This is a genomic window from Primorskyibacter sedentarius, from assembly GCF_004342065.1.
Lineage (GTDB): Bacteria > Pseudomonadota > Alphaproteobacteria > Rhodobacterales > Rhodobacteraceae > Primorskyibacter > Primorskyibacter sedentarius.
Genome location: NZ_SLZU01000002.1, coordinates 463,711 through 484,127 on the forward strand (window position 1 = coordinate 463,711; position 20,417 = coordinate 484,127).

At 61.7% G+C, this 20,417-nt stretch carries 20 protein-coding genes, 1 tRNA gene and 1 pseudogene; 10 read left to right on the plus strand and 12 right to left on the minus strand.

Annotated elements, in window-relative coordinates; all coding sequences use genetic code 11:
* The first annotated feature begins 182 nt into the window (after positions 1 to 182).
* The 8 genes from EDD52_RS06015 (at position 183) to EDD52_RS06050 (ending at position 8,056) form a co-directional block, all read left to right on the plus strand.
* Entirely contained in the window at positions 183 to 896 is a 714-nt protein-coding gene (locus tag EDD52_RS06015) for a helix-turn-helix transcriptional regulator (protein ID WP_132242842.1), read from the plus strand.
* A gap of 85 nt (positions 897 to 981) precedes the next feature.
* Positions 982 to 1,620, plus strand: coding sequence for an acyl-homoserine-lactone synthase (locus EDD52_RS06020; RefSeq protein WP_132242844.1), 639 nt, complete (start codon positions 982 to 984; stop codon positions 1,618 to 1,620).
* Between the two features lie 39 nt (positions 1,621 to 1,659).
* Entirely contained in the window at positions 1,660 to 3,213 is a 1,554-nt protein-coding gene (locus EDD52_RS06025; RefSeq protein ID WP_132242846.1) for an ATP-dependent DNA helicase, read from the plus strand.
* Positions 3,214 to 3,285: 72 nt separating this feature from the next.
* Entirely contained in the window at positions 3,286 to 4,917 is a 1,632-nt protein-coding gene (locus EDD52_RS06030; protein ID WP_132242848.1) for a long-chain-fatty-acid--CoA ligase, read from the plus strand.
* Positions 4,907 to 5,374, plus strand: coding sequence for a MaoC family dehydratase (locus EDD52_RS06035; protein ID WP_132242850.1), 468 nt, complete (start codon positions 4,907 to 4,909; stop codon positions 5,372 to 5,374). The genes EDD52_RS06030 and EDD52_RS06035 overlap by 11 nt, the downstream gene beginning before the upstream one ends.
* Before the next feature lie 23 nt (positions 5,375 to 5,397).
* Entirely contained in the window at positions 5,398 to 6,627 is a 1,230-nt protein-coding gene (locus EDD52_RS06040; RefSeq protein WP_132242852.1) for an acyl-CoA dehydrogenase family protein, read from the plus strand.
* A gap of 2 nt (positions 6,628 to 6,629) precedes the next feature.
* Positions 6,630 to 7,646, plus strand: a complete 1,017-nt coding sequence (locus EDD52_RS06045) for a phosphotransferase family protein (protein WP_132242854.1) — start codon at positions 6,630 to 6,632, stop codon at positions 7,644 to 7,646.
* Entirely contained in the window at positions 7,643 to 8,056 is a 414-nt protein-coding gene (locus EDD52_RS06050; protein WP_132242856.1) for a PaaI family thioesterase, read from the plus strand. The genes EDD52_RS06045 and EDD52_RS06050 overlap by 4 nt, the downstream gene beginning before the upstream one ends.
* 16 nt (positions 8,057 to 8,072) lie before the next feature.
* Here EDD52_RS06050 and EDD52_RS06055 read toward each other — a convergent pair whose 3' ends face one another.
* The 11 genes from EDD52_RS06055 to EDD52_RS06105 all read right to left on the minus strand — a co-directional run bounded on the left by EDD52_RS06055 (position 8,073) and on the right by EDD52_RS06105 (position 18,501).
* Positions 8,073 to 8,834 (minus strand): TIGR02186 family protein, encoded by a 762-nt coding sequence (locus tag EDD52_RS06055; RefSeq protein ID WP_132242858.1) that lies wholly within the window; start codon positions 8,832 to 8,834, stop codon positions 8,073 to 8,075.
* Entirely contained in the window at positions 8,831 to 9,745 is a 915-nt protein-coding gene (locus EDD52_RS06060) for a sulfite exporter TauE/SafE family protein (protein ID WP_132242860.1), read from the minus strand. Before EDD52_RS06060 ends, EDD52_RS06055 begins: the two co-directional genes overlap by 4 nt.
* A gap of 100 nt (positions 9,746 to 9,845) precedes the next feature.
* Positions 9,846 to 10,811, minus strand: a complete 966-nt coding sequence (locus EDD52_RS06065; protein WP_132242862.1) for an ABC transporter permease — start codon at positions 10,809 to 10,811, stop codon at positions 9,846 to 9,848.
* Complete coding sequence (locus EDD52_RS06070) at positions 10,811 to 11,905, minus strand: ABC transporter permease (protein WP_132242864.1); 1,095 nt, start codon at positions 11,903 to 11,905, stop codon at positions 10,811 to 10,813. Before EDD52_RS06070 ends, EDD52_RS06065 begins: the two co-directional genes overlap by 1 nt.
* Positions 11,906 to 11,943: 38 nt before the next feature.
* Positions 11,944 to 13,584 (minus strand): ABC transporter ATP-binding protein, encoded by a 1,641-nt coding sequence (locus EDD52_RS06075; protein ID WP_243651848.1) that lies wholly within the window; start codon positions 13,582 to 13,584, stop codon positions 11,944 to 11,946.
* 5 nt (positions 13,585 to 13,589) lie between these two features.
* Positions 13,590 to 14,579, minus strand: a complete 990-nt coding sequence (locus EDD52_RS06080; RefSeq protein ID WP_132242866.1) for a BMP family lipoprotein — start codon at positions 14,577 to 14,579, stop codon at positions 13,590 to 13,592.
* Between the two features lie 154 nt (positions 14,580 to 14,733).
* A complete protein-coding gene (rimI, locus tag EDD52_RS06085) occupies positions 14,734 to 15,168 on the minus strand; it encodes a ribosomal protein S18-alanine N-acetyltransferase (protein WP_243651849.1) in 435 nt (144 codons plus the stop codon).
* Positions 15,165 to 15,848: a tRNA (adenosine(37)-N6)-threonylcarbamoyltransferase complex dimerization subunit type 1 TsaB gene (tsaB, locus tag EDD52_RS06090; RefSeq protein ID WP_132242868.1), complete on the minus strand. Its 684-nt coding sequence runs from the start codon at positions 15,846 to 15,848 to the stop codon at positions 15,165 to 15,167. Before tsaB ends, rimI begins: the two co-directional genes overlap by 4 nt.
* Before the next feature lie 20 nt (positions 15,849 to 15,868).
* Positions 15,869 to 16,432 carry a NifU family protein gene (locus EDD52_RS06095; RefSeq protein ID WP_132242870.1) on the minus strand — a complete coding sequence of 188 codons (564 nt, stop codon included), beginning with the start codon at positions 16,430 to 16,432 and terminating at the stop codon, positions 15,869 to 15,871.
* A gap of 303 nt (positions 16,433 to 16,735) precedes the next feature.
* Complete coding sequence (gene rsmD / locus EDD52_RS06100; protein ID WP_132242872.1) at positions 16,736 to 17,296, minus strand: 16S rRNA (guanine(966)-N(2))-methyltransferase RsmD; 561 nt, start codon at positions 17,294 to 17,296, stop codon at positions 16,736 to 16,738.
* The gene (locus EDD52_RS06105) at positions 17,293 to 18,501 is read right to left on the minus strand and encodes an NAD(P)/FAD-dependent oxidoreductase (RefSeq protein WP_132242874.1); all 1,209 of its coding nucleotides are present in this window, start codon (positions 18,499 to 18,501) and stop codon (positions 17,293 to 17,295) included. The genes rsmD and EDD52_RS06105 overlap by 4 nt, the downstream gene beginning before the upstream one ends.
* An 88-nt stretch (positions 18,502 to 18,589) precedes the next feature.
* Here EDD52_RS06105 and EDD52_RS06110 point away from each other — a divergent pair, with 88 nt between their 5' ends.
* Positions 18,590 to 19,078 carry a peroxiredoxin gene (locus EDD52_RS06110; protein ID WP_132242876.1) on the plus strand — a complete coding sequence of 163 codons (489 nt, stop codon included), beginning with the start codon at positions 18,590 to 18,592 and terminating at the stop codon, positions 19,076 to 19,078.
* A gap of 363 nt (positions 19,079 to 19,441) precedes the next feature.
* Here EDD52_RS06110 and EDD52_RS23925 read toward each other — a convergent pair.
* Positions 19,442 to 19,975: pseudogene (locus tag EDD52_RS23925) on the minus strand (transposase family protein); the annotation flags it as partial.
* 129 nt (positions 19,976 to 20,104) lie between these two features.
* Between EDD52_RS23925 and EDD52_RS06120 the strand changes: the two are divergent.
* Positions 20,105 to 20,194, plus strand: a tRNA-Ser gene (locus tag EDD52_RS06120).
* Positions 20,195 to 20,417: the final 223 nt, after the last annotated feature.

The following is a 20,417-nucleotide window of genomic DNA, read 5'->3' on the forward strand; positions in this document are numbered from 1 at the left end:
CTGGCGTAAAAGAGAGTCTCTGATGAACCACGACTGGATACTCGACGTACTTGCAGACCTGACAACATTCGCCCAGTCCAACGGACTGGATGGGCTGGCTCAACAACTGGACGACACCCAGAAGTTTGCGTTGGCGGATCTGGCGTCACGCGCGAAAGGGCAACCCATTGGGCTACGCGGCAATGACGCAACGGCTGGACACGATCCTGCACGGATTGGAGCAAGCCGATCAGCATGAAGCGCTACAGCGCGCAATCGAGGCGCTGAGCGCTTTTTATGGTGTCGACCACATGGTCTATCACTGGGTCAGCAGCAGCGGTGAACAATACGGATGCGGGACCTATGATGATGTCTGGGTGGAACGCTATCTGGAGAAACAATACCTGCGCGTAGATCCTGTAATTACCGGGTGTTATCAACGGTTTCACCCTGTCGACTGGAAACGTCTGGACTGGTCGAGCAAGGCGGCCAGAGCGTTCCAGAAAGACGCGATTGAACACGGGGTGGGCAATCAGGGGTTCTCTATCCCGATCAGGGGACCAAACGGGCAGTTCGCGCTGTTCAGCCTTAGCCACAATTGCACCGATGACGAATGGGATGCCTTTACCGAAACCAACCGCCGCGACCTGATCCTGGTCGCGCATTACTTCAACAAGAAGGCGCTCGATCTGGAGCCTGGGCGCACGCCCGAACCCTCGCAACCCCTGTCGCCCAGAGAGATCGATGCGATGACGCTTCTGGCTGTGGGATACAACCGCGCGCAGGTGGCCGAGACACTGTCGATTTCAGAGCACACGCTGCGGGTTTATATCGAGAGCGCGAGGTTCAAACTGGGTGCAATGAACACCACACATGCCGTCGCGCGGGCTCTTGCAAGGGGCTTGATCGTGGTCTGAAACGTTAACGCAACGCCCAGAGATGAAAGGCGAGTTTTAACTTTTTGCGGCCAACGCTGATCCTGCTCAGACAGGAGAAGCCGCCATGATCCGTTATATCTATGCCAATGACCTGAAACACGAACCTCAGCTTCGTGACAGCATGTTCCGGGACCGCGCCGACCAGTTCAAGGCGCGGCTGGGTTGGGAAGTGAATGTCGATGCCGATGGCTACGAGCGCGACGAATATGACGCGCTCAACCCGCTTTACGTCATATGGCAGAAACCTTGCGGGTCACATGGTGGATCTATGCGGTTGCTGCCCACGACCGGGCGTACCATGGTCAATGACCATTTCAAGGACATCACCGGTGGGGTGCATATTGAAAGCCCGCTGATCTGGGAATGCACAAGGTTCTGCCTGTCGCGGGATGCTGCACCCGGCGCGGCAGCTGCGCTGATGCTTGCAGGCGGAGAGGTCATGAACGGCTTTGGCCTGCGCCACTATGTCGGCGTGTTCGATGCGCGCATGGTCCGTATTTACCGGATGATCGGCGCGGAACCCGATGTTCTTGGCACAACGGGGAAAGGCCGCGATGCGATCAGCGTCGGGTTGTGGGAATTCACGCCTGAATCGCAGGCGAAAGTGGCCGAGCGGGCGGGGCTTTCGCCCAGCGTTTCGCGCGACTGGTTCGAGGCCGCCTTTGGTGCCGCCACGCCCCAAGCGCAACACCGCGCCGCTTGACGCTGGCGCCCGTCATGCGGGGGCTGTAGTGTCCGCCGCATGACTGTGCCATCACTGCAATTTTCCGACGATCAAGCCGAAGCATATGACCGCGTGGCAGAGATGCTGCGCGCTTCGGGGATCGACCTGTCCGACGGCCTGGTCCTGCCTGCCCGCGATGCGTCCGACACGGTGATGGGGCTGATGGGCAAGGCAGGGTCGGGCAAGACACTCTTGCTGGCAGAGCTTTACAAGGCGCTGGAGGCGGCCGGGGTTGAGGTCGTCTCGGGTGACTATGAAAGCCGCCGCCGTAAGGACCGCCGGACGCTTGCGATCCTGGCACCGACCAACAAGGCTGCGAGCGTTCTGCGCATGCGCGGTGTGCCGGCGACAACCATTCACCGCATCCTCTATACCCCGGTCTATGATCCGGAATATGAACGCATCGCCGAATGGCTGATGGGAAATGGCGACCGGCCCGATATTGAGTCGCTGACTGACGAGGCGCTGGATCGTGCGGCCGCGTCCTTTGCCGGGCACAAATCCGTCCCGGCCGCACTTGCCGCGGCGGGGCTGCGCGGATCGGATTTCATCACCGGATGGAAACGGCGCGAAGAGCCGTTGGACGTGGGTTTCGTCGACGAATCCTCGATGCTGGACGACCGGCAATTCGACGACCTGAAAGAGATCTTTCCTACGCTTGTGCTGTTCGGCGACCCTGCACAATTGGCACCTGTGAACCAATCCGGCACCATGGTGTTCGACAAGCTGAAGACAACCCAGAAGATGGAGCTGCACCGCGTTCATAGGCAGGACGCAGGCAATCCCATCCTTGACCTCGCCCATGCGCTGTCCGACCCGGCGCTGGAATTCCACGATTTCGAACGGATGATCGAAGAGAAGGCCGCGCAGGATGATCGCGTCGTCTGGGGCCAGCGGGTGGAGGTTGACCTGATGGCGCGCAGCCCGGTTCTGGTCTGGCGCAACGCGACCCGCATTCGGCTGATCAACGCGTTTCGTGCCGTCCACGGCGCACCCGAGACCGAGCTTCTGGAAGGTGAGCCGCTGATCTGCGACGGCATCGAATTGCCGCTCAAGCATCGCAAGAAACGTCTGGACCTGGAGGCGCGTGGTCTGATCAAAGGGGCGCAGGTGGTCTATCTCGGGCCGGGGCGAAAGCCGGGGTTTTCACGCTTGCATGTTATTGGCGCAGAGGACCCTCAGGTCAGTGCCGCCTCTATCGTGAAGATCGAGAAGCCGGACGAGGAAGAGCCGTTCATCCCCTTTGCCGCCCGCATGGGGGCGACCTTTCTGCATGGCGCGGCGGTTACGATCCACAAGGCGCAGGGCTCGCAATGGGAAAACGTGCAGGTCTTCGCGCCTGATCTGGCTGTTGCCGCCCGTATGGGGCGGGTCGAGGCGGGGCAACCGCTGTGGAAACGGCTCGCCTATGTTGCCATCACCCGCGCGCAGGAGCGGCTGATCTGGGTGGTTCGCAACCGCCTGTCGCGCCCCACCGGCCCGCTCAGCGTTGCCGATTTGCGCGCGCCGGCCGTGCCGTTGGAATTGCAGGTGGAAACCGATCCGGGCGCAGATATCGAAAGCCCAAGTTAAAGGTTGTGCAGCACGCCTGCTTTTCCGCAAGATGCCCTTCAGTACTGCACGAATGGCAAGGGAGGGCCGGACATGCTTGGACAGATGATGATGCGTCCGCTATCGATCATTGAGATCTTGCGATACGCTTCGGATTGTCACCCCGGAGGCGAGATTGTCTCTGTCCGCACAGAGGGCGACACCCACCGCGAAGCGTATTCCGAGGCCTACGCGCGGGCCGCGCAATTGGCGCATGGGCTTGCCCGGTTGGGCATTCAGAAGGGCGACCGCGTCGCCACGCTGGCCTGGAACGGATACCGCCATTTCGAGCTTTACTACGCCGTTTCGGGCATGGGGGCGGTGTGCCACACGATCAACCCGCGCCTTTCGGGCGAGCAGATGGGCTATATCATCAACCATGCCGCCGACAGCGTGCTTTGTGTCGATCTGACCTTTGTGCCGATCATCGAGGCATTGCATCCGCACCTGCCCAAAGGGCTGAAGCTGGTCGTCATGACCGACCGCGCGCATATGCCGGACAGCGATCTTGATCTGATCTGTTTCGAAGAATTGCTGTCGGGCGAGGCGACCAACTACGACTGGCCAGAGCTGCCGGAAGAGACCGCCGCCGCGCTCTGTTATACGTCTGGAACGACCGGCCATCCGAAGGGGGCGCTGTTTTCACATCGCTCGACCGTGCTTCATGCGCTGACCGTGTCCATCGCGCTGAAGGACGGGTTGAAGGAAGGCGCGCGCATCCTGCCGGTGGTGCCCATGTTCCATGTCAACGCCTGGGGGCTGCCCTATGCGGCGCCGCTTGTTGGTGCGTCGCTTGTCATGCCGGGCGCGAAGCTGGACGGTGCCTCCCTGTTTGATTTGATGGAGGACGAACGCGTGACCTCGGCTTGGGGGGTGCCGACGATCTGGCAGGGCTTGCAGGTCGAGATCAAGAAACGCGGGCGCAATCCTGCAGGCTTTGAACAGGTGGTGGTGGGCGGTTCCGCAGCGCCTGCCAGCATGATCGAGGCCTTCGAGAAAAGCGGCGCAAGCGTTTGCCATGCATGGGGCATGACGGAAATGAGCCCGATTGGCACGCAGGGCCTTCTCTCGGAACCGATGAGAGCCCTGCCGCAGGACGAACAGCTGCGTCTCAAGGCGAAACAGGGCAGGCGGGTCTTTGGCGTAGACCTGAAAATCGTGGACCCTGACGGCAATGTGCTGCCCCATGACGGGCTGTCATCGGGGGAATTGTTCGTGCGGGGCAACAACGTCGTGTCCGGGTATTTCCGCAATGACGACGCCACTGCCGCTGCGTTGGACAAGGATGGCTGGTTCGGCACCGGCGACATGGCCACGATCGACGAACATGGATTTGTGACGATCCAGGATCGCGCCAAGGATCTTATCAAGTCCGGCGGAGAGTGGATCAGCTCTATCGATCTGGAAAATATCGTCATCGCCAGCCCAAAGGTGGCAAACTGCGCGGTGATCGCCGTCCCGCACCCGAAATGGGGCGAGCGGCCGCTGCTGGTGGTGGTGCCGGAAGAAGGCGAGACGCCAGCTCTGGAAGAGCTGCACGAGATGCTGCTGGAACATGTCGCCAAATGGCAGCTGCCCGACGACATGGTTTTTGTGGATGCGCTGCCACTGACCGCGACGGGCAAGGTTTCAAAACTGACGCTGCGAGATCAGCTTCGCGATCACAAGCTGCCCGATGCAGGCTAGGATCCCACTGGCAGATCTGCGTGCCATGGCGGGGCAAGAACTGGGCGTGTCCGACTGGCAATTGCTGGATCAGGCCCGCGTCACCGCCTTTGCCGAGGCCACGGGCGATCACGCAGACATTCACACCCGCCCCGACAGTGCGGCCGCTCAGGCCCTTGGCGGGACAATCGCCCATGGGTTCCTGACGCTTTCGCTGTTGTCGTCGATGCTGCAGCAGTTCCTGCCGGGGGTTGAGGGGTATAACGGGCTGAATTCCGGGTTCGACCGCGTACGCTTTACCGCCCCGGTGCCTGTTGGGTCGCGCGTGCGCGGCCGGTTCGCGCTTGACCGGCTGGAGGATGCACCAAGCGGCGGTTTGGCCCTGCGCTGGTCCGCAAAGGTCGAGATAGACGGTCAGGACCGGCCCGCGCTTGTCGCCATCTGGCTCAACCGGTTCATTCCAATCACAGGCAGCTGAATGCGGCGCCAGAGGAGGCACATATGGATCTAGGCATCACCGAAAAGGTTCGCCCGTTGATCGCGCAGGTGCGCGAGATGGTCGAAACGGATATCGCGCCGCTGGATGCGGAATTTCACGCCGAGGTCGGCAAGCATCCTTCGGGCGACCGGTTCAAACACACTGACCGCCAGCTGGAAATTCTGGACGGCCTGAAAGCGCTGGCGAGAGAACGCGGATTATGGAATTTCTGGCTGACGGGAAGTGATCGCGGCTACGGTCTCAGCACCGTGGAATATGCCTATCTGGCCGAGGAAATGGGCAAGGTCGGCATCGCCGCCGAGGTGTTCAACTGTTCGGCACCCGATACCGGCAATATGGAAGTGCTGGAACGTTATGGCACGCAGGCGCACAAGGATCGCTGGCTGGGGAGGCTGCTCGCGGGCGAGATCCGCTCTTCCTATGTCATGACAGAACCCGACACCGCGTCGTCGGATGCGGCGCAATTGCGGTTCGAAGCGCGGCGCGAGGGCGGTGGCTGGGTTCTGAACGGCGAGAAATGGTGGATCAGCGGCGCGGGTGATCCGCGGTGCGGGCTCTATATCGTCATGGCCTGCTCGGACCCGGATGCACCGAAGCACCAGCGCCATACGATGTTCGCGCTGGACCCCGACACGCCGGGGATCGAAGTGTTGCGCCCGATGCAGGTCTTCGGTCAGGACGACGCGCCGCACGGGCATATGCATCTGCGCTTTACCGATGTGCGCATCGGCGCGGATGCGGTCGTGCTGGGCGAAGGACGCGGGTTCGAGGTTGCGCAGGGGCGTCTGGGACCGGGTCGTATTCACCATTGCATGCGCGCCATCGGGCAGGCGGAAAAGGCGCTTTCGATGATGTGCATGCGCGGGTTGGACCGCGAAGCCTTTGGCAAGCCGCTGGTCGAATTGGGCGCAAATTACGATATCATCGCCAACGCCCGGATGGAGATAGAGATGGCGCGGCTGCTATGCCTCAAGGCCGCGTGGATGATGGACACGGCGGGGGTACGTGCCGCGCAGCCGTGGATTTCCAAGATCAAGGTCGTGGCCCCGCTGATGGCAGGGCGCGTGATCGACGAGGCAATCCAGATGCACGGCGCCGCCGGTATCAGCCAGGAGTATGACCTTGCGCATATGTGGACGCATGTGCGCACCTTGCGGTTTGCCGATGGTCCAGATGCTGTCCACCGGCGACAAGTCGCCCGGGCCGAACTGCGCAAATATGCGGACGGGTAGCCATGGACGGTGCTGAATGCGATGCCGTGGCGCGCTGGATGGCGGATCACGTCGAGGGGTTTCGTGGCCCTCTGACCGCCCGCAAATTCGACGTCGGCCAATCGAACCCGACCTATTTGCTGAAGGCAGCGTCGGGAGCCTATGTTCTGCGCCGCAAACCGCCGGGCGTTCTGCTGAAATCGGCGCATGCGGTTGACCGGGAATTCCGGGTGCAGCGCGCGCTGGCAGGCAGCGCCGTGCCAGTGCCCGAAATGCTGGCGCTGTGCGAGGATGAGAGCGTCATCGGCGCGATGTTCTTCGTGATGGAGCATGTCGCGGGGCGCAGTTTTCTGGACCCTACCTTGCCCGGTTTGACCGTGCCCGAGCGCGCCGCAGTTCTGGACGAGATGAACCGGGTTCTGGCCGCCATCCACGATGTGGATATAGGGGCGGCTGGGCTGTCGGATTTCGGGCCAGAGGGGAACTACTATGCCCGCCAGCTGTCGCGCTGGACCAAGCAGTACCGCGCTTCGGAAACCGACACCGTGCCCCACATGGATAAGCTGATCGCATGGCTGGAGGCGCATCTGCCCCCGGATGACGGGCTGCGAACGCTGGTTCACGGCGATTACCGGATCGACAATCTGCTGTTCGCGCAGGACGGCACCGACATGCGGGCCGTTTTGGACTGGGAGCTTTCGACAATCGGGCATCCCTTCGCCGATCTGGCGGGCGTTCTGATGCAATGGCAACTGCCCCCCGGCGCCGAGGGGCGGGGGCTGGCAGGCGTGGACCGCGCAGCACTTGGCCTGCCGACAGATGCCGAATTCGTCGCGGCCTATTGCCAGCGCCGAGGCATCGACGAAATCTCCAATCTTGGCTTTTACGTCGCCTTTGCGTTCTTCCGCATGGCGGCGATCCTTCAGGGTGTGAAAAAGCGCGCGCTTGACGGCAATGCCTCCAATCCCGACAAGGCGTTGAGGCTGGGCGGCTACGTCCCGCGCTTTGCCGAATTGGGGCTGGAGGCCGCTGAAACATGACCGAGGATGATCCGCTGTTGGGCGAGGCACCCTACGCGTTCACGCGCCATCTTGGCATGGAGCTGGCCGACTGGTCCGACGGTTACGCGCGCATGAAATTGCCGCTGGAGGCGTTCCTGCTCAACCGTCATGGCGCGGTTCACGGCGGCGTACATGCCAGCATGCTGGACACAGCCATGGGCTATGCCGGGTGCTGGACGGGCGATGCGAAACACCCGCAGATGTGCCTGACTCTGTCGCTGAACGTGCAATACCTGTCGCGGCCGACTGGCACGTTACTGATTGCCGAGGCGCGCAAGACCGGCGGTGGCAACAGCACATTTTTCGCAGAAGCCGACATTCAGGACGACACCGGAGAGCTGATCGCCAAGGGCACGGGCGTCTTTCGCTATCGCAAACGCACGGCGTAGATCCGAGAAGCGGAGATCAGCCGTTGCGCATCATCCGAAAGGCCGTAGACGCACCCCAGCCCGCCAAGATCGCGATGGTCAGCGAAAGAAGCCCATAGATCATGGGGTTGCTGCGGGACAGACTGAACAGCCAGCGTTCCAGACCGACCTTGCGAACGTCGATCACCGTGTCGAATTTGTTGATGACGCGCCCCTCGCGGGTCAGAAAAATGCGGGTCTGATAGGCACCCTCCACCAGATTGGCGGGCATCTTGATCGAGGTGCGGAACAGCGTTTGTTGATCGACCGCAACGGTGTTTTCCAAAAGCTGATACAGCCCGTTATCCTCGCGGATGCGAATGATCGCGTCGGAAAACGCCTGTGCGTTCTCTACGGTCATGGGGGCGCCCACCGAACGGATCGCGCGCGGGATCGAGATTTTGTGGCGCAGGTCCTCGACCTCGGTGATGGCTTCGCTCCACGGGGCGCTGGTGGCGACGGCGTAGAAACTTGGCGCGGCATCAACCTCGACCGAGTCGGTGTTTACCCAGATGCCAAAGCGGCGATCCTTCCGGCGCACGGTTTCCGGTTTTGACGGCCCCGAAAGGGACACGATAACCTGAAGTGGCGGGCCTTCGGGGATCGCGGTCTCGCGCTTGATCGCGCCAAAGATCAGGATCTCTGAGCCGTCGAAATTGGCGGTGATCGACACCCGATCATGGCTAAGCCCCAGCACGACCTCTTCTGCGGCTTTCGCGGGCAGCGCCAGAAAAAGCAGGGCGAAAAGCCAGCGCATCATGCCCCCCCGACCCCGGCAATGGAATATAGCTCGTCAGGTTGCAGCAGAAGTTCCAGCCCCAGTTTCGCGCCGACAAGCATGACCAGAAGTGCCAGCAGAATGCGCAGCTGTTCGGCCTTCATTCGCAATCCGATGACGGTGCCGATCTGGGCACCGACAACGCCGCCCAGAAGAAGAAGCACCGCCAGCGGCATGTCGACGGTCTGGTTGGTGACGGCGTGCAGCATCGTGGTAAAGGCGGCCACGAAGATGATCTGGAACAGTGACGTGCCGATCACGACTTTCGTGGGCATGCCCAGAAGGTAGATCATCGCGGGCACCATGATAAAACCGCCGCCAACGCCCATTACCGCTGCCAGAACTCCGACGGCAAGGCCGACCAGAATTGGAGGGATGACAGAGATATAAAGGCCCGAGGTGCGAAAGCGCATCTTCAGCGGCAACCCATGCACCCAGTTATGTTTGTGGCGTTTGGAGGTGCGTCCGGTGCGGCTCTTACGGATGGCGTTGATGCTTTCGATCAACATCAGCGTGCCGATGATGCCCAAAAAGATGACGTAGCACAGGCGCACCAGCAGATCGACCTGGCCAAGGCTGCGCAGGTAGTTGAACAGCATCACACCAAGCGCCGCGCCGACTAGCCCGCCGATCAGCAGGACGGTGCCCATCTGCAAATCAACCGTCTTGCGCCTGAGATGCGCCAGCAGGCCCGAGAAGGACGAGGCTACGATCTGGTTGGCGCCGGTCGCCACGGCCACCGCCGGCGAGATGCCCATGAAGAACAGCAAAGGCGTGATCAGAAAGCCTCCGCCCACGCCAAACATGCCTGACAGAATGCCGACAAGCGTGCCTGCCCCCAGCAGCAGGAACAGGTTGACCGACACCTCGGCGATAGGGAGGAAGATTTGCATGGGCATACTTAGCGGCAGTGCGCGGGGTGATGCAATATGCAGGTGCGGCAAACTGACGTTTCTTGTGGCCCCGCGATTTGAAGCGCGAGGCCGGGGTGCATTAGCGCTCTTTCACGTAAGGCTCGCCGCCCGCGCGCGGGGGGATCGCCTTGCCGACGAAACCCGCAAGGATCACGACCGTCAGGATATAGGGCAGCGCGTCCATGAACTGCACCGGAATCACCAGCCCGCCCAGTTCGATATTCTGGTAGCGCAGGGCAACCGCCTGAAGCAGACCGAACAGCAGGCAGGAATAGAGTGCATACCACGGCCGCCACTTGGCAAAGATCAGTGCGGCCAGCGCGATATACCCGCGCCCCGCTGTCATATCCTTGACAAAGCCCGCCTGCAGCCCGGTTGCCAGATAGGCCCCCGCGATACCGCAAAGCACGCCGCAGATTGCGACGGCGGCGAAGCGCAGGCCGATCACCGACACGCCCGCCGTGTCCACGGCTGCGGGGTTCTCGCCTACCGCGCGCAGGCGCAGGCCAAAGCGGGTGCGGAACAGGATCCACCAGCTGAGCGGCACCGTCAGGAAAGCGACGTAGACAAGGATGGAATGGCCCGAGATGAGTTCGTAATAGATCGGGCCCAAGACAGGCACGTCGCGGAGCGTTTCCGCCAGTGGCAGGGTGATCCCCTCGAAACGTCCGCCCCCCATAAGGGACGGCGTGCGGCCGCCCTGGCTGAACCAATCCTGGGCGACAAGGACAGTCATGCCCGCCGCCAGAAAGTTGATCGCCACCCCGGAAATCAGCTGGTTTCCACGGAAGGTGATCGAGGCGAGCCCGTGTATTCCCGACAGCACCAAAGACGCCGCCATGCCCGCCAGAAGGCCCATCCAGACAGAGCCGGTCAGGGAGGCCACGGCGGCCGAGAAGAAGGCCGCCGCCAGCATTTTGCCTTCGAGCCCAATGTCGAAAATGCCCGCGCGTTCGGAAAACAGCCCGGCCAGACAGGCCAGAAGCAGGGGGGTTGCCAGTCTCACGGTCGAATCGAGGACCTGGAGGATTGTCATCAGGTCCATCAGCTGTTCCCCCGCCGGAAGGCCAGAAAGATCCGTTCAAGCGGTATACGCACCATGTTGTCCAGCGCGCCGGTGAACAGGATGACAAGGGCTTGAATGACGACGATCAACTCTCGGGGGATGTTGGTCCAGAGCGCCAGTTCGGCCCCGCCCTGATAAAGAAACCCGAACAGCATCGCAGCCAGCAGCACACCCAACGGGTGATTGCGGCCCATCAGCGCCACGGCAATTCCAATGAAGCCCGCCCCCTCGATGGAGTTCAGGATCAGCCGTTCAGCCTCGCCCTGCGTGGTGTTGACGGACATCAGCCCTGCCAATCCGCCCGAGATGAGCATTGCGATGATCACGGTACGCACCGGGTTGATGCCCGCATAGCGTGCCGCAGGTTCGGAATGGCCGAGGGCGCGGATCTCGTATCCAAGCCGCGTGCGCCAGATCAGCAGCCAGACCAGAAGGCAGGCCAGAAGCGCAAGAAAGAAGGTCACATTTGCCGGCGCTCCGCGAAACATCGGTGATGCCGCGGTCGAGAACATGTCCTGGAAGGTCGGCAGATGCGTGGCCTCGGGAAACTTGGCCGTGGCCGGATCCATCGCACCCACGGGCCGCAGAAGATTGACCAGCACGTAGTTCAGAAAGGCGGCGGCGATGAAGTTGAACATGATCGTCGTGATCACGATATGGCTGCCGCGTCTGGCTTGCAGATAGGCCGGGATCAGTGCCCATGCGGCCCCGAAAATCGCCGCGCCGAGGCAGGAGCCCAGAAGCGCCAGCGACCAATGCGGCCAGGGGATGTAGAGGCAGACCAGCGCCACGCCAAGCCCGCCGATCATTGCCTGCCCCTCGCCGCCGATGTTGAACATCCTTGCGTGAAAGGCCACGGCGACGGCGAGCCCGGTGAAGATGAAATTGGTCGCGTAATAAAGTGTATACCCCCACCCGGAAGAGCGCATCAGCGCGCCGTCGACCATCAGCTTGAAGGCATCGATCGGGTTTTCACCAATGGCGATGATCACAAGCGCCGACAGAAAGGCCGCAAGCAGAAGCGAGATCAGGGGGACGAGGACCGCGTCGGCCCATGCTGGCATCCTATCCATGCGTGCCTCCGCTTTGTCGGGCGCGGGGTGTCATACGTTCAGCCATTTTTCTTGGCCTCCCGAGCCTCTTTTGCGTGTAGCTGTTCGTCGACCGCCTCTATCAGCGGCTTGTCGGGGTCGCCTTCGATGCCCGCCATCAGCAGGCCAAGCTCTTTCTGGTCGGTCTCGTCCGGAAGACGCTCGCCCATGATCTTTCCGTCGAACATCACCGCGATGCGGTCAGACAGCGACAGGATCTCGTCGAGCTCGACCGAGACAAGCAAGATGGCCTTGCCTTCGTCCCGCAGCGCCACGATCTGCTGGTGGATGAATTCGATGGCGCCAATGTCGACGCCCCGCGTTGGCTGCCCCACCAGCAACAGGTCCGGGTCACGCTCGATCTCGCGCGCGACGACGATCTTCTGCTGATTGCCGCCAGAGAAATTCTTAGCGGTAAGGTAGGGGTTTGGCGGGCGCACGTCGAATTTCTTGATCTTGCGTTCAGTGTCTTCGATCATCGCGCGGTTGTTGGTCAGGATGCCGGACCGGAACCTGGGATCGCGGTGATAGCCAAAGGCCGCGTTTTCCCACGCGAAGTAGTCCATGATCAGGCCTTCGCGCTGACGGTCCTCCGGAACATGCGCGATGCCACGGGCGCGGCGCGACTGGCCGTCCGAATGTTTGCCGGTCAGGTCGAGGGACTCGCCATTCATGATGATCTCGCCGGTGCCATCGGCATAGCCACCCAGAACTTCAAGAAGCTCAGACTGCCCGTTGCCCGACACGCCCGCGATGCCGACAATCTCTCCGGCGCGCACGGTCAGGTCGATACCCTTCAACCGCTCCACGCCTTTGTCGTCCACGACCCGCAGATTGCGCACTTCGAGCACGTTCTTGCCCGGTGTGGCGGGTTTCTTGTCGACACGCAGCAGCACCTTTCGGCCCACCATCAGCTCTGCCAGATGGGGCGGGTCGGTCTCTGATGTCTTGACGGTCGCCGTCATCTCGCCGCGCCGCATAACGCTGACCGTGTCGGTGATTTCCATGATCTCGCGCAGCTTGTGGGTGATCAGGATGATCGTCTTGCCCTCGCGCCGCAGGTTGTCGAGGATGCGGAACAGGTGGTCGGCCTCTGCCGGGGTCAGAACGCCCGTGGGCTCGTCCAGAATAAGAATGTCGGCCTGCCGGTACAGGGATTTGAGGATCTCGACGCGTTGCTGGTGCCCGACGCTGAGGTTCTGGATCAGGGCATCCGGATCGACGTTTAGCTCATATTCTGCGGCCAGTTGTTTCAGCACGCCGCGCGCCTTGGCCAGGCTGGGGCGCAGCAACGGACCGTCCTCGGCGCCAAGGATGACGTTTTCGAGGACCGTGAAGTTTTCGACCAGCTTGAAGTGCTGGAACACCATCCCGATCCCGGCAGCAATCGCCGCTTGGCTGTCAGGGATTTCTGTCTTCTTGCCGTGAATGAAGATCTCGCCCGCGTCGGCCTTGTAAAAGCCGTACAGGATCGACATCAGCGTCGATTTCCCGGCGCCGTTTTCGCCGATGATGCCGTGGATCGTGCCCGGCATGACGCGGATGGAGATATCCTTGTTGGCCTGCACCGGGCCGAAGGCTTTGGAGATGCCCTTCAGCTCGATTGCCGGTGCGACGGGGGCGGCCTGATCCGGCCGCCCCCCGTTTGTCAGTCCCGACACCTGGGTCACTCGACCGGGCAGGCGTTGTCCGACATGTAGTCGTGAACCGTCAGCTCTCCCGAGGAGATCTTGGCGGCGGCTTCATCCGCGGCGGCTTTCATCTCTTCCGAGATAAGTTCCGCGTTGTAATCATCCATCGCGTAGCCGATGCCGCCATTGGCGACGCCCATCACGTTGATGCCTGTTTCCAGATCTGTGCCCGCGGTCATTGCGTCATAAACGGCGTTGTCCACACGCTTGAGCATCGAGGTCAGAACCTTGCCGGGGTGCAGGTAGTTCTGGTTGCTGTCAACGCCGACGGACAGGATGCCCTCATCCGCTGCTGTCTGAAGCACGCCAACGCCCGTGCCGCCAGCCGCTGCATAAACAACGTCCGCGCCCTGGCTGATCTGCGATTTGGTCAGCTCGGACCCTTTGACCGGGTCATTCCATGCCGCCGGGGTGGTGCCGGTCATGTTCTGGATCACGGTCGCGTCCGGGTTGACCGCTTTGACGCCCTGCACGTAGCCGCAGGCGAATTTGCGGATCAGCGGGATGTCCATGCCGCCGATGAAACCGACAGTGCCCGACTCGGACGCCATCGCCGCCATCATGCCGACAAGGTAGCTGCCCTCATGTTCGTTGAAGACGACCGAACGGACATTGGGCGCGTCCACGACCATGTCGATGATGGCGAACTTCGTATCGGGATAATCGGGCGCAACCTCGCCCAGCACGTTGCCGAAGGCAAAGCCGGTCATCACGATCGGGTTGTTGCCGTTCTCGGCAAAGCGGCGCAGCGCCTGTTCACGCTGTGCCTCGGACTGAAGCTCGATCTCGCGGAAGGTTTCGCCGGTTTCGTCTGCCCAGCGTTTCGCACCGGCAAAGGCGGCCTCGTTGAAGGATTTGTCGAATTTACCGCCAAGGTCGAAGATCAGCGCGGGTTCTGCCACGGCGGCTCCGGCGCACAGCGTCGCTGCGGCGGCCGAGGCAAGGAATTTCTGCATAAGGGTCATGGATCGCTCCCAGGTGTTGGACGTGCGGGGGCCGACAAGGGGCCACACCGTCATTTCTCGGATCGTGTCCGATCAGGGGCAATTAAGGATGGGCGGGAAGGGAGGGTCAACTCATTTTTCGCATTGATGCCGCCACGTTGGGCCTGCCGGTCACTTAACCGAACGTCAGAGACTTCTTCATCAGCAGCGCATCCACGGCCGGGCCATCCTTTTGCCGGTAGTATCCACCGCGTTTCCCTGCCATTTCATAGCCCATCGTGGCATAGAACGCGCGGGCCGGGCCATTGGTTTCGGCCACTTCAAGAAAACAGGTCTCGGCCCCGCGTGTATGGGCGTCATGTTCGAGTTTGACCAGCAAAGCGCGGGCGATACCCTGGCGCTGGCAATCGGGATCAACGGCAAGGGCCAGAAGCTCGGCCTCATCCGCGACGACGCGGGCAAGCGCGAAGCCGTTTGGCGCTGTCACCAAGAGCGCAAGCGGCGAAGACATCATCTCTGTCAGGGCCAGCGCTGACCAAGGCGGCATATGGGTATAGGCGCGTGCCTGCAGTGCGGCCATCTCGTCGGCCGTCATGGGTCCTGCCGTCATGGCAGGATGACCGGTGGCGCGTCTCGCGGGGGCGCGGCATCCGCACTGCGTACATAAAGCGGCGTGGGCGCGGGGGCCTCGCCTCCGGCCTGTAACCTGTTCAGCGCCGCACGGGTCAGGGCGTCGGGTAAAGAGGTTATCCCGGTCGGATTCGCGATATGTCCAGCGCCGGGAAGACGGCTGGCGATCTGCTCTGCATTGGCACCGATAACGTGGCAGCTATCCGGGACTGTCAGGTCAGGCGGGGGCGCGGCCGGGTCGATCTGCCGGGGCGCCTCAGCCGGGCGCCCGTCGCGGAAGAACTGGGTATAGGCTTCGCCGCGCGGGGCAGGGAGGCAGAAAAGCTGCACAGGGGCAGGGGCCACCTCGGCCGCGAGCATTTCAAAACTGGAAATGCCGATCGCCGGGATGCCGAGCGCCAGTGCCAGCCCTCGCGCTGCGGATACTGAAATCCTGATGCCGGTGAAATTTCCCGGCCCGACCCCAACGGCAAGCGCGTCGAGATCCGTCCAGCCCATCGCTTCGGCGTTCAGCATCTCTTCGAGCAGGGGCATCAGGCGCTCTGCCTGACCGCGCCCCATTTCCTCAGACCGGGAAAGGAGCAAACGGTCGCCAGAGCGCAAAGCGGCCGCGCAATGCGCGGCCGATGTGTCAAAGCCGAGGATCAAGGGGGCGTCCATCCTGCCGGGGCCGGTAACGATCAGACCGCGACCGGCCGCACCTCGGTGACTTCGGGGATGTAGTGGCGCAGAAGGTTTTCGATCCCCATCTTGAGCGTCAAAGTCGACGAAGGACAGCCCGCGCAGGCACCTTGCATGTGCAGGTAAACCACACCGCGGTCGAACCCGTGAAAGGTGATGTCGCCACCATCCTGAGCCACGGCGGGCCGCACACGGCTATCCAGCAATTCCTTGATCTGACCCACGATTTCCGAATCCTCGCCGCTGTGTTCGGCATGACCGGATGACGCTTGCGCATCACCTGCCATGACCGGTTGGCCGGATTGGAAATGCTCCATTATCGCGCCCAGAATGGAGGGTTTGATGTGATCCCACTGGGTTTCGTCACCCTTGGTGACGGTCACGAAATCGGTGCCGAAAAACACGCCGACCACACCGTTCACCGCGAAGATGCGCTGTGCCAGCGGCGAGGCGCTGGCGCCATCGGCACTGGGAAAATCCGCGGTGCCAACTTCCAGCACGGTCTGGCCGGGCAGGAATTTCAGCGTTGCGGGGTTCGGAGTGGATTCGGTCTGAATAAACATGGGGCATGCACCTTTTCATGGCTTGCATTTGATATGCGCCCGCAGCCGGTCGAAGTCAAGGTTTGGAACCATTCTAAACAGGGGCCCTAACCCGGATTTGGCGACCGTACACAGAGCGCGGCCTTCGGAAACCAACCGTGTCCGACCTGAATTTGCAGCGTGCGGACCAGAGCGATGCGAACCGAATTTGGGATGGGCCGAGCGTGGTGACGAATACGGACGTCGGCGGTCCATTGCCCCGTCGACGAAATGGCCCAACGGCTCCGCTGGATGGAGATACGGACCCACGCGGGAGGGGCGGGGTCAGTCTTCTGCGGTCAGGATGGTGACATGGCTGTCACCATAGGCCCGGGTTTCGAGCAGTTCATACCCTTCGGGCGGTGCCTGGGGCGCGCTCTCTTCCCAGACGATCAGCGCGCCGGGGGCGATCCAGCCCTGTATTTGCGCCGAGGCAAGGGCGGCCGCGCCAAGGGATTTGCCATAGGGCGGATCAAGAAAAATCAGATCGGCAGGGTGCGGCGCGGGCGGCAGGCGACGGGCATCGCGGGGGATAAGCGTGGTTTGCGCTCCGGCTCGAAGCAGATCGATATTCTGACGGATGAGTGTCTGCGCCTTGCGGCCACTATCGGCAAAGGTGACATGCGCAGCACCCCGCGACAGCGCCTCCAGCCCCAGCGCGCCGGTGCCGGCAAAAAGGTCGAGCACATGGGCATCAGTGACCGGATCGCCAAAGCGGCCACCGGTCAGCATGCCGAACAGGCTTTCGCGAACGCGGTCCGTGGTGGGGCGCAAATGCGCGCCCGCGTCGCCTTTGCCCACGCTTGTCAGCGCGCGGCCACGATGGATGCCTGCGACGATCCTCACGCTTTCAGCAATGCCTTGAGGTCGGTTGCGGGGTCCGCGACTGCGGCGCTGTCGGGGGACTTGCCCGCCTCTATCAGGCGCTTGCCGACCATATAGGCGCGGGCATCACTCATCGCGTCAATCGCAAGCAGCGTATCGCCCGCGTAGTACCAGAAGGACACGGCCCCGCCTTCGCCCTGTCGCGTCACGATCCGGTCATACCCGCCGTTCAGCCCTGCAATCTGTAGCTTGCAGTCATATTGATCGGACCAGAACCACGGCTTTGCATCATAGCTGCGATCCGCACCCATGATGTTATCCGCGACACATTCGGCCTGATCGATGGCGTTACCGACGCTTTCCAGCCGGATGCGCGTGCCCTTGTAGGGAAACGAGGCACAATCACCAGCAGCCCAGATCGCCGGATCCGAGGTCCGACCCTGCGCATCGGTGCGGATGCCATTGTCTATCTCAAGCCCGGCCGCCTCTGCCAAACCGGTCGCGGGGGTGATGCCCACGCCGACGATCACGAAATCCACCTCGAGATGGCTGCCATCGGTCAGCTCTGCCCCCGTCACATGGCCCTCGCCGGTCAACCGTGTCAGGCCAACGCCTTCGCGAATATCGACGCCGTGGCTGCGATGCAAATCGCGGAAAAATGCCGAGGTTTCGGGCGCTGCGACGCGTTGCAGGATACGGTCAGCCATTTCCACAAGCGTCACGGTCAGGCCCAGCTTGGCGGCGACGGCGGCCGCCTCCAGCCCGATATAGCCGCCGCCCACGATCAGCACGCGCGCTTGGGGCCGAAATCGCGGCTCCATCGCGTCGACATCGGCCTTGGTGCGGACCACGCAGACGCCATCCAGATCGCCGCCAATCGCGGCAGGCAGGCGGCGTGGGTCGGACCCGGTGCAAAGCACAAGGTGGTCATAGGCAAGGTCCCCATCGCCAAGATGCACGGTGCGGTTGGCCGCGTCGATGCCGGTAACCCTGGCGCCGGTGCGCAGCTCGATCCCGTTTTCAGCGTAATACGACTCGGGGCGCAGCAGCAGGCGGTCGGGCTCCATTTCGCCCAGCAGATAGGCCTTGGACAGCGGCGGGCGCTGATAGGGGGGCAGGGGCTCTTCGCCCAAAAGGGTGATCTGGCCGTCGAACCCCTTTGCGCGCAACCGTGCGACCAGAGAAGATCCGGCCTGGCCCGCTCCGATGACAACCACATGCGACATGGAACGCCCTTTCAGAATGTGTTTGCTGCGTCAGGGCCTGACCCTATAACGACGCCTACATACAACGCAATTGATGGAGACTCTCGACATGGCGATTTCTCAAGGTGACAGCCTTCCTGACGCGACTTTGCTGCGGCTTGGCGGTGAAGGGCCGGAACAGGTGGCGCTGGCGGAGCTTCTGAAAGGCCGCAAGGTGGTGCTGTTCGCGGTGCCCGGAGCCTACACACCGACCTGCCATTCCGCGCATGTGCCCAGCTTCACCCGCAACGCCGACGCGTTGAAGGCCAAGGGCGTGGACGAGATCATTTGCGTCAGCGTCAACGATCCTTTCGTGATGAAAGCCTGGGGCGAGGCGACGGGCGCTGCAGAGGCGGGCCTGACCCTGCTGGCGGATTCCGAAAGCGCTTTCACCAAGGCGATCGGCATGGATTTCGACGCGCCCCCCGCCGGGCTGATCGCACGCAGCCAGCGCTATGCGATGCTGGTCGAGGATGGCGTGGTAAAAGTGCTGCATGTCGAGGAATCGCCGGGTGTTTGCGAAGTCTCGGGCGGTGAGGCGATGCTTGCTGCGCTCTGAAAGGCCGCTGTTGTCACGCATGCGGCCCGGATGGTTTTCCGGGCCGTATCGGCTTTGTTGATGGCTTCAACACTCACCACAATGGCACGTTGCGATGCCGTCGGGAGGGGCATCCACGCCATTAACAGAGCCGCGTCGAAATGAAGCTCGGCAAGAGGCCGCAACCTCTTTTGCGCATGAGCCTGTTACCCCTGCTTGAAGCGAATTATCTCGCAAACCCTTACCGGTGCGCGATGAGTGGTGATTAGGGCATCTTGATCGATACCAGTGAAGCCGGGGAGGTACTGGCACTGCACCTCTTCACTCCGAAGATCAATTTCAATTGGGGCAACTTGGCAAAGGGAAAATACACGCCAGCGCCGTTTACGCAGGTCTTGGTGGCGTGAGGCGGATAGACGTGGTGTCGATGAAGCCAGGAAGACTTTCGACAGTTTTTTTCGCGGCGTGCGCCAACCATTTGTGCGTTTTTCAGCTTGTTGAGGCACCGCTCGACGAGATTGCGGAAGAAATACTGCGAATGATCCGCGCCGACGCGCATCTTGCGTGATTTGCGCCTGGGAATTTAGGTAAGCACGTCGCGCGCCTCCATCATTTTCCGAATGTGATCGGCACCATAGCCTCTTTTTGCCAACAGGCGCTTGGCCCTGGCAGATTGTCGGCCATGACCAGATCGAACCCCAGGTAATCAGAGGTCTGGCCGACGTGATCCGGGTTCTCGTGGGCAGGCCGACTGCATTGACGCGGAGGTGGATCTTGATCGTGAAATGGGTGGTTTTCCAGAAGTCGACCCAGTGGTCCGCCTTTTTGCAGGCCGCTCTTGAGCGCCAAAAAAACCTTGTCTCGGATTTCCCCATTTGCGCCCTCTGCCAGATGATAAGCGTGCACCACCTCGTCGTCGAAAGTTAACCAAGCGCTCAAGGTGCCGTTTGACGAAAAAAATACTTGGGTCAGGCATTTTTTAGACCTTCCAGAAAAAAGGTGATTTTCGCCTTGTTTCCTCGGGAAACCCTCTCTAAACGGGTCGGCGGAGACGTGGCCGAGTGGTCGAAGGCGCTCCCCTGCTAAGGGAGTAGGCCCGGAAGGGTCTCGAGGGTTCGAATCCCTTCGTCTCCGCCACCACACATATTGCCCCCTAACTTATTGATTTTAAGAGATTAAGGGGCTGTGGATTTCGACCATACCACACATGTTTACCACACATGTTTGCCATCGAGGTTGGACTGCAAGTTAAGAGTTAGGATCAACGACCTGACTGTTCCGGTCTAACCCCGGTGAACAAAGAACAGAATCTAATAACTGAGGTGGAAAGCCCAATGCGTTGTCAACTTCAGGCTTACAG

Excerpts from the sequence above, each read along its gene's own strand:
- EDD52_RS06050 (WP_132242856.1), top strand. The coding sequence starts at position 7,643 with ATGACCGAGGATGATCCGCTGTTGGGCGAGGCACCCTACGCGTTCACG.
- EDD52_RS06035 (WP_132242850.1), top strand. The coding sequence starts at position 4,907 with ATGCAGGCTAGGATCCCACTGGCAGATCTGCGTGCCATGGCGGGGCAA.
- EDD52_RS06105 (WP_132242874.1), bottom strand. The coding sequence starts at position 18,501 with ATGTCGCATGTGGTTGTCATCGGAGCGGGCCAGGCCGGATCTTCTCTG.
- EDD52_RS06060 (WP_132242860.1), bottom strand. The coding sequence starts at position 9,745 with ATGCAAATCTTCCTCCCTATCGCCGAGGTGTCGGTCAACCTGTTCCTG.
- EDD52_RS06065 (WP_132242862.1), bottom strand. The coding sequence starts at position 10,811 with ATGGACCTGATGACAATCCTCCAGGTCCTCGATTCGACCGTGAGACTG.
- tsaB (WP_132242868.1), bottom strand. The coding sequence starts at position 15,848 with ATGGACGCCCCCTTGATCCTCGGCTTTGACACATCGGCCGCGCATTGC.
- rimI (WP_243651849.1), bottom strand. The coding sequence starts at position 15,168 with ATGACGGCAGGACCCATGACGGCCGACGAGATGGCCGCACTGCAGGCA.
- EDD52_RS06070 (WP_132242864.1), bottom strand. The coding sequence starts at position 11,905 with ATGGATAGGATGCCAGCATGGGCCGACGCGGTCCTCGTCCCCCTGATC.
- EDD52_RS06055 (WP_132242858.1), bottom strand. The coding sequence starts at position 8,834 with ATGATGCGCTGGCTTTTCGCCCTGCTTTTTCTGGCGCTGCCCGCGAAA.
- EDD52_RS06020 (WP_132242844.1), top strand. The coding sequence starts at position 982 with ATGATCCGTTATATCTATGCCAATGACCTGAAACACGAACCTCAGCTT.
- EDD52_RS06015 (WP_132242842.1), top strand. The coding sequence starts at position 183 with ATGACGCAACGGCTGGACACGATCCTGCACGGATTGGAGCAAGCCGAT.
- EDD52_RS06045 (WP_132242854.1), top strand. The coding sequence starts at position 6,630 with ATGGACGGTGCTGAATGCGATGCCGTGGCGCGCTGGATGGCGGATCAC.
- EDD52_RS06030 (WP_132242848.1), top strand. The coding sequence starts at position 3,286 with ATGCTTGGACAGATGATGATGCGTCCGCTATCGATCATTGAGATCTTG.
- EDD52_RS06110 (WP_132242876.1), top strand. The coding sequence starts at position 18,590 with ATGGCGATTTCTCAAGGTGACAGCCTTCCTGACGCGACTTTGCTGCGG.
- EDD52_RS06040 (WP_132242852.1), top strand. The coding sequence starts at position 5,398 with ATGGATCTAGGCATCACCGAAAAGGTTCGCCCGTTGATCGCGCAGGTG.
- EDD52_RS06095 (WP_132242870.1), bottom strand. The coding sequence starts at position 16,432 with ATGTTTATTCAGACCGAATCCACTCCGAACCCCGCAACGCTGAAATTC.
- EDD52_RS06025 (WP_132242846.1), top strand. The coding sequence starts at position 1,660 with ATGACTGTGCCATCACTGCAATTTTCCGACGATCAAGCCGAAGCATAT.
- EDD52_RS06080 (WP_132242866.1), bottom strand. The coding sequence starts at position 14,579 with ATGACCCTTATGCAGAAATTCCTTGCCTCGGCCGCCGCAGCGACGCTG.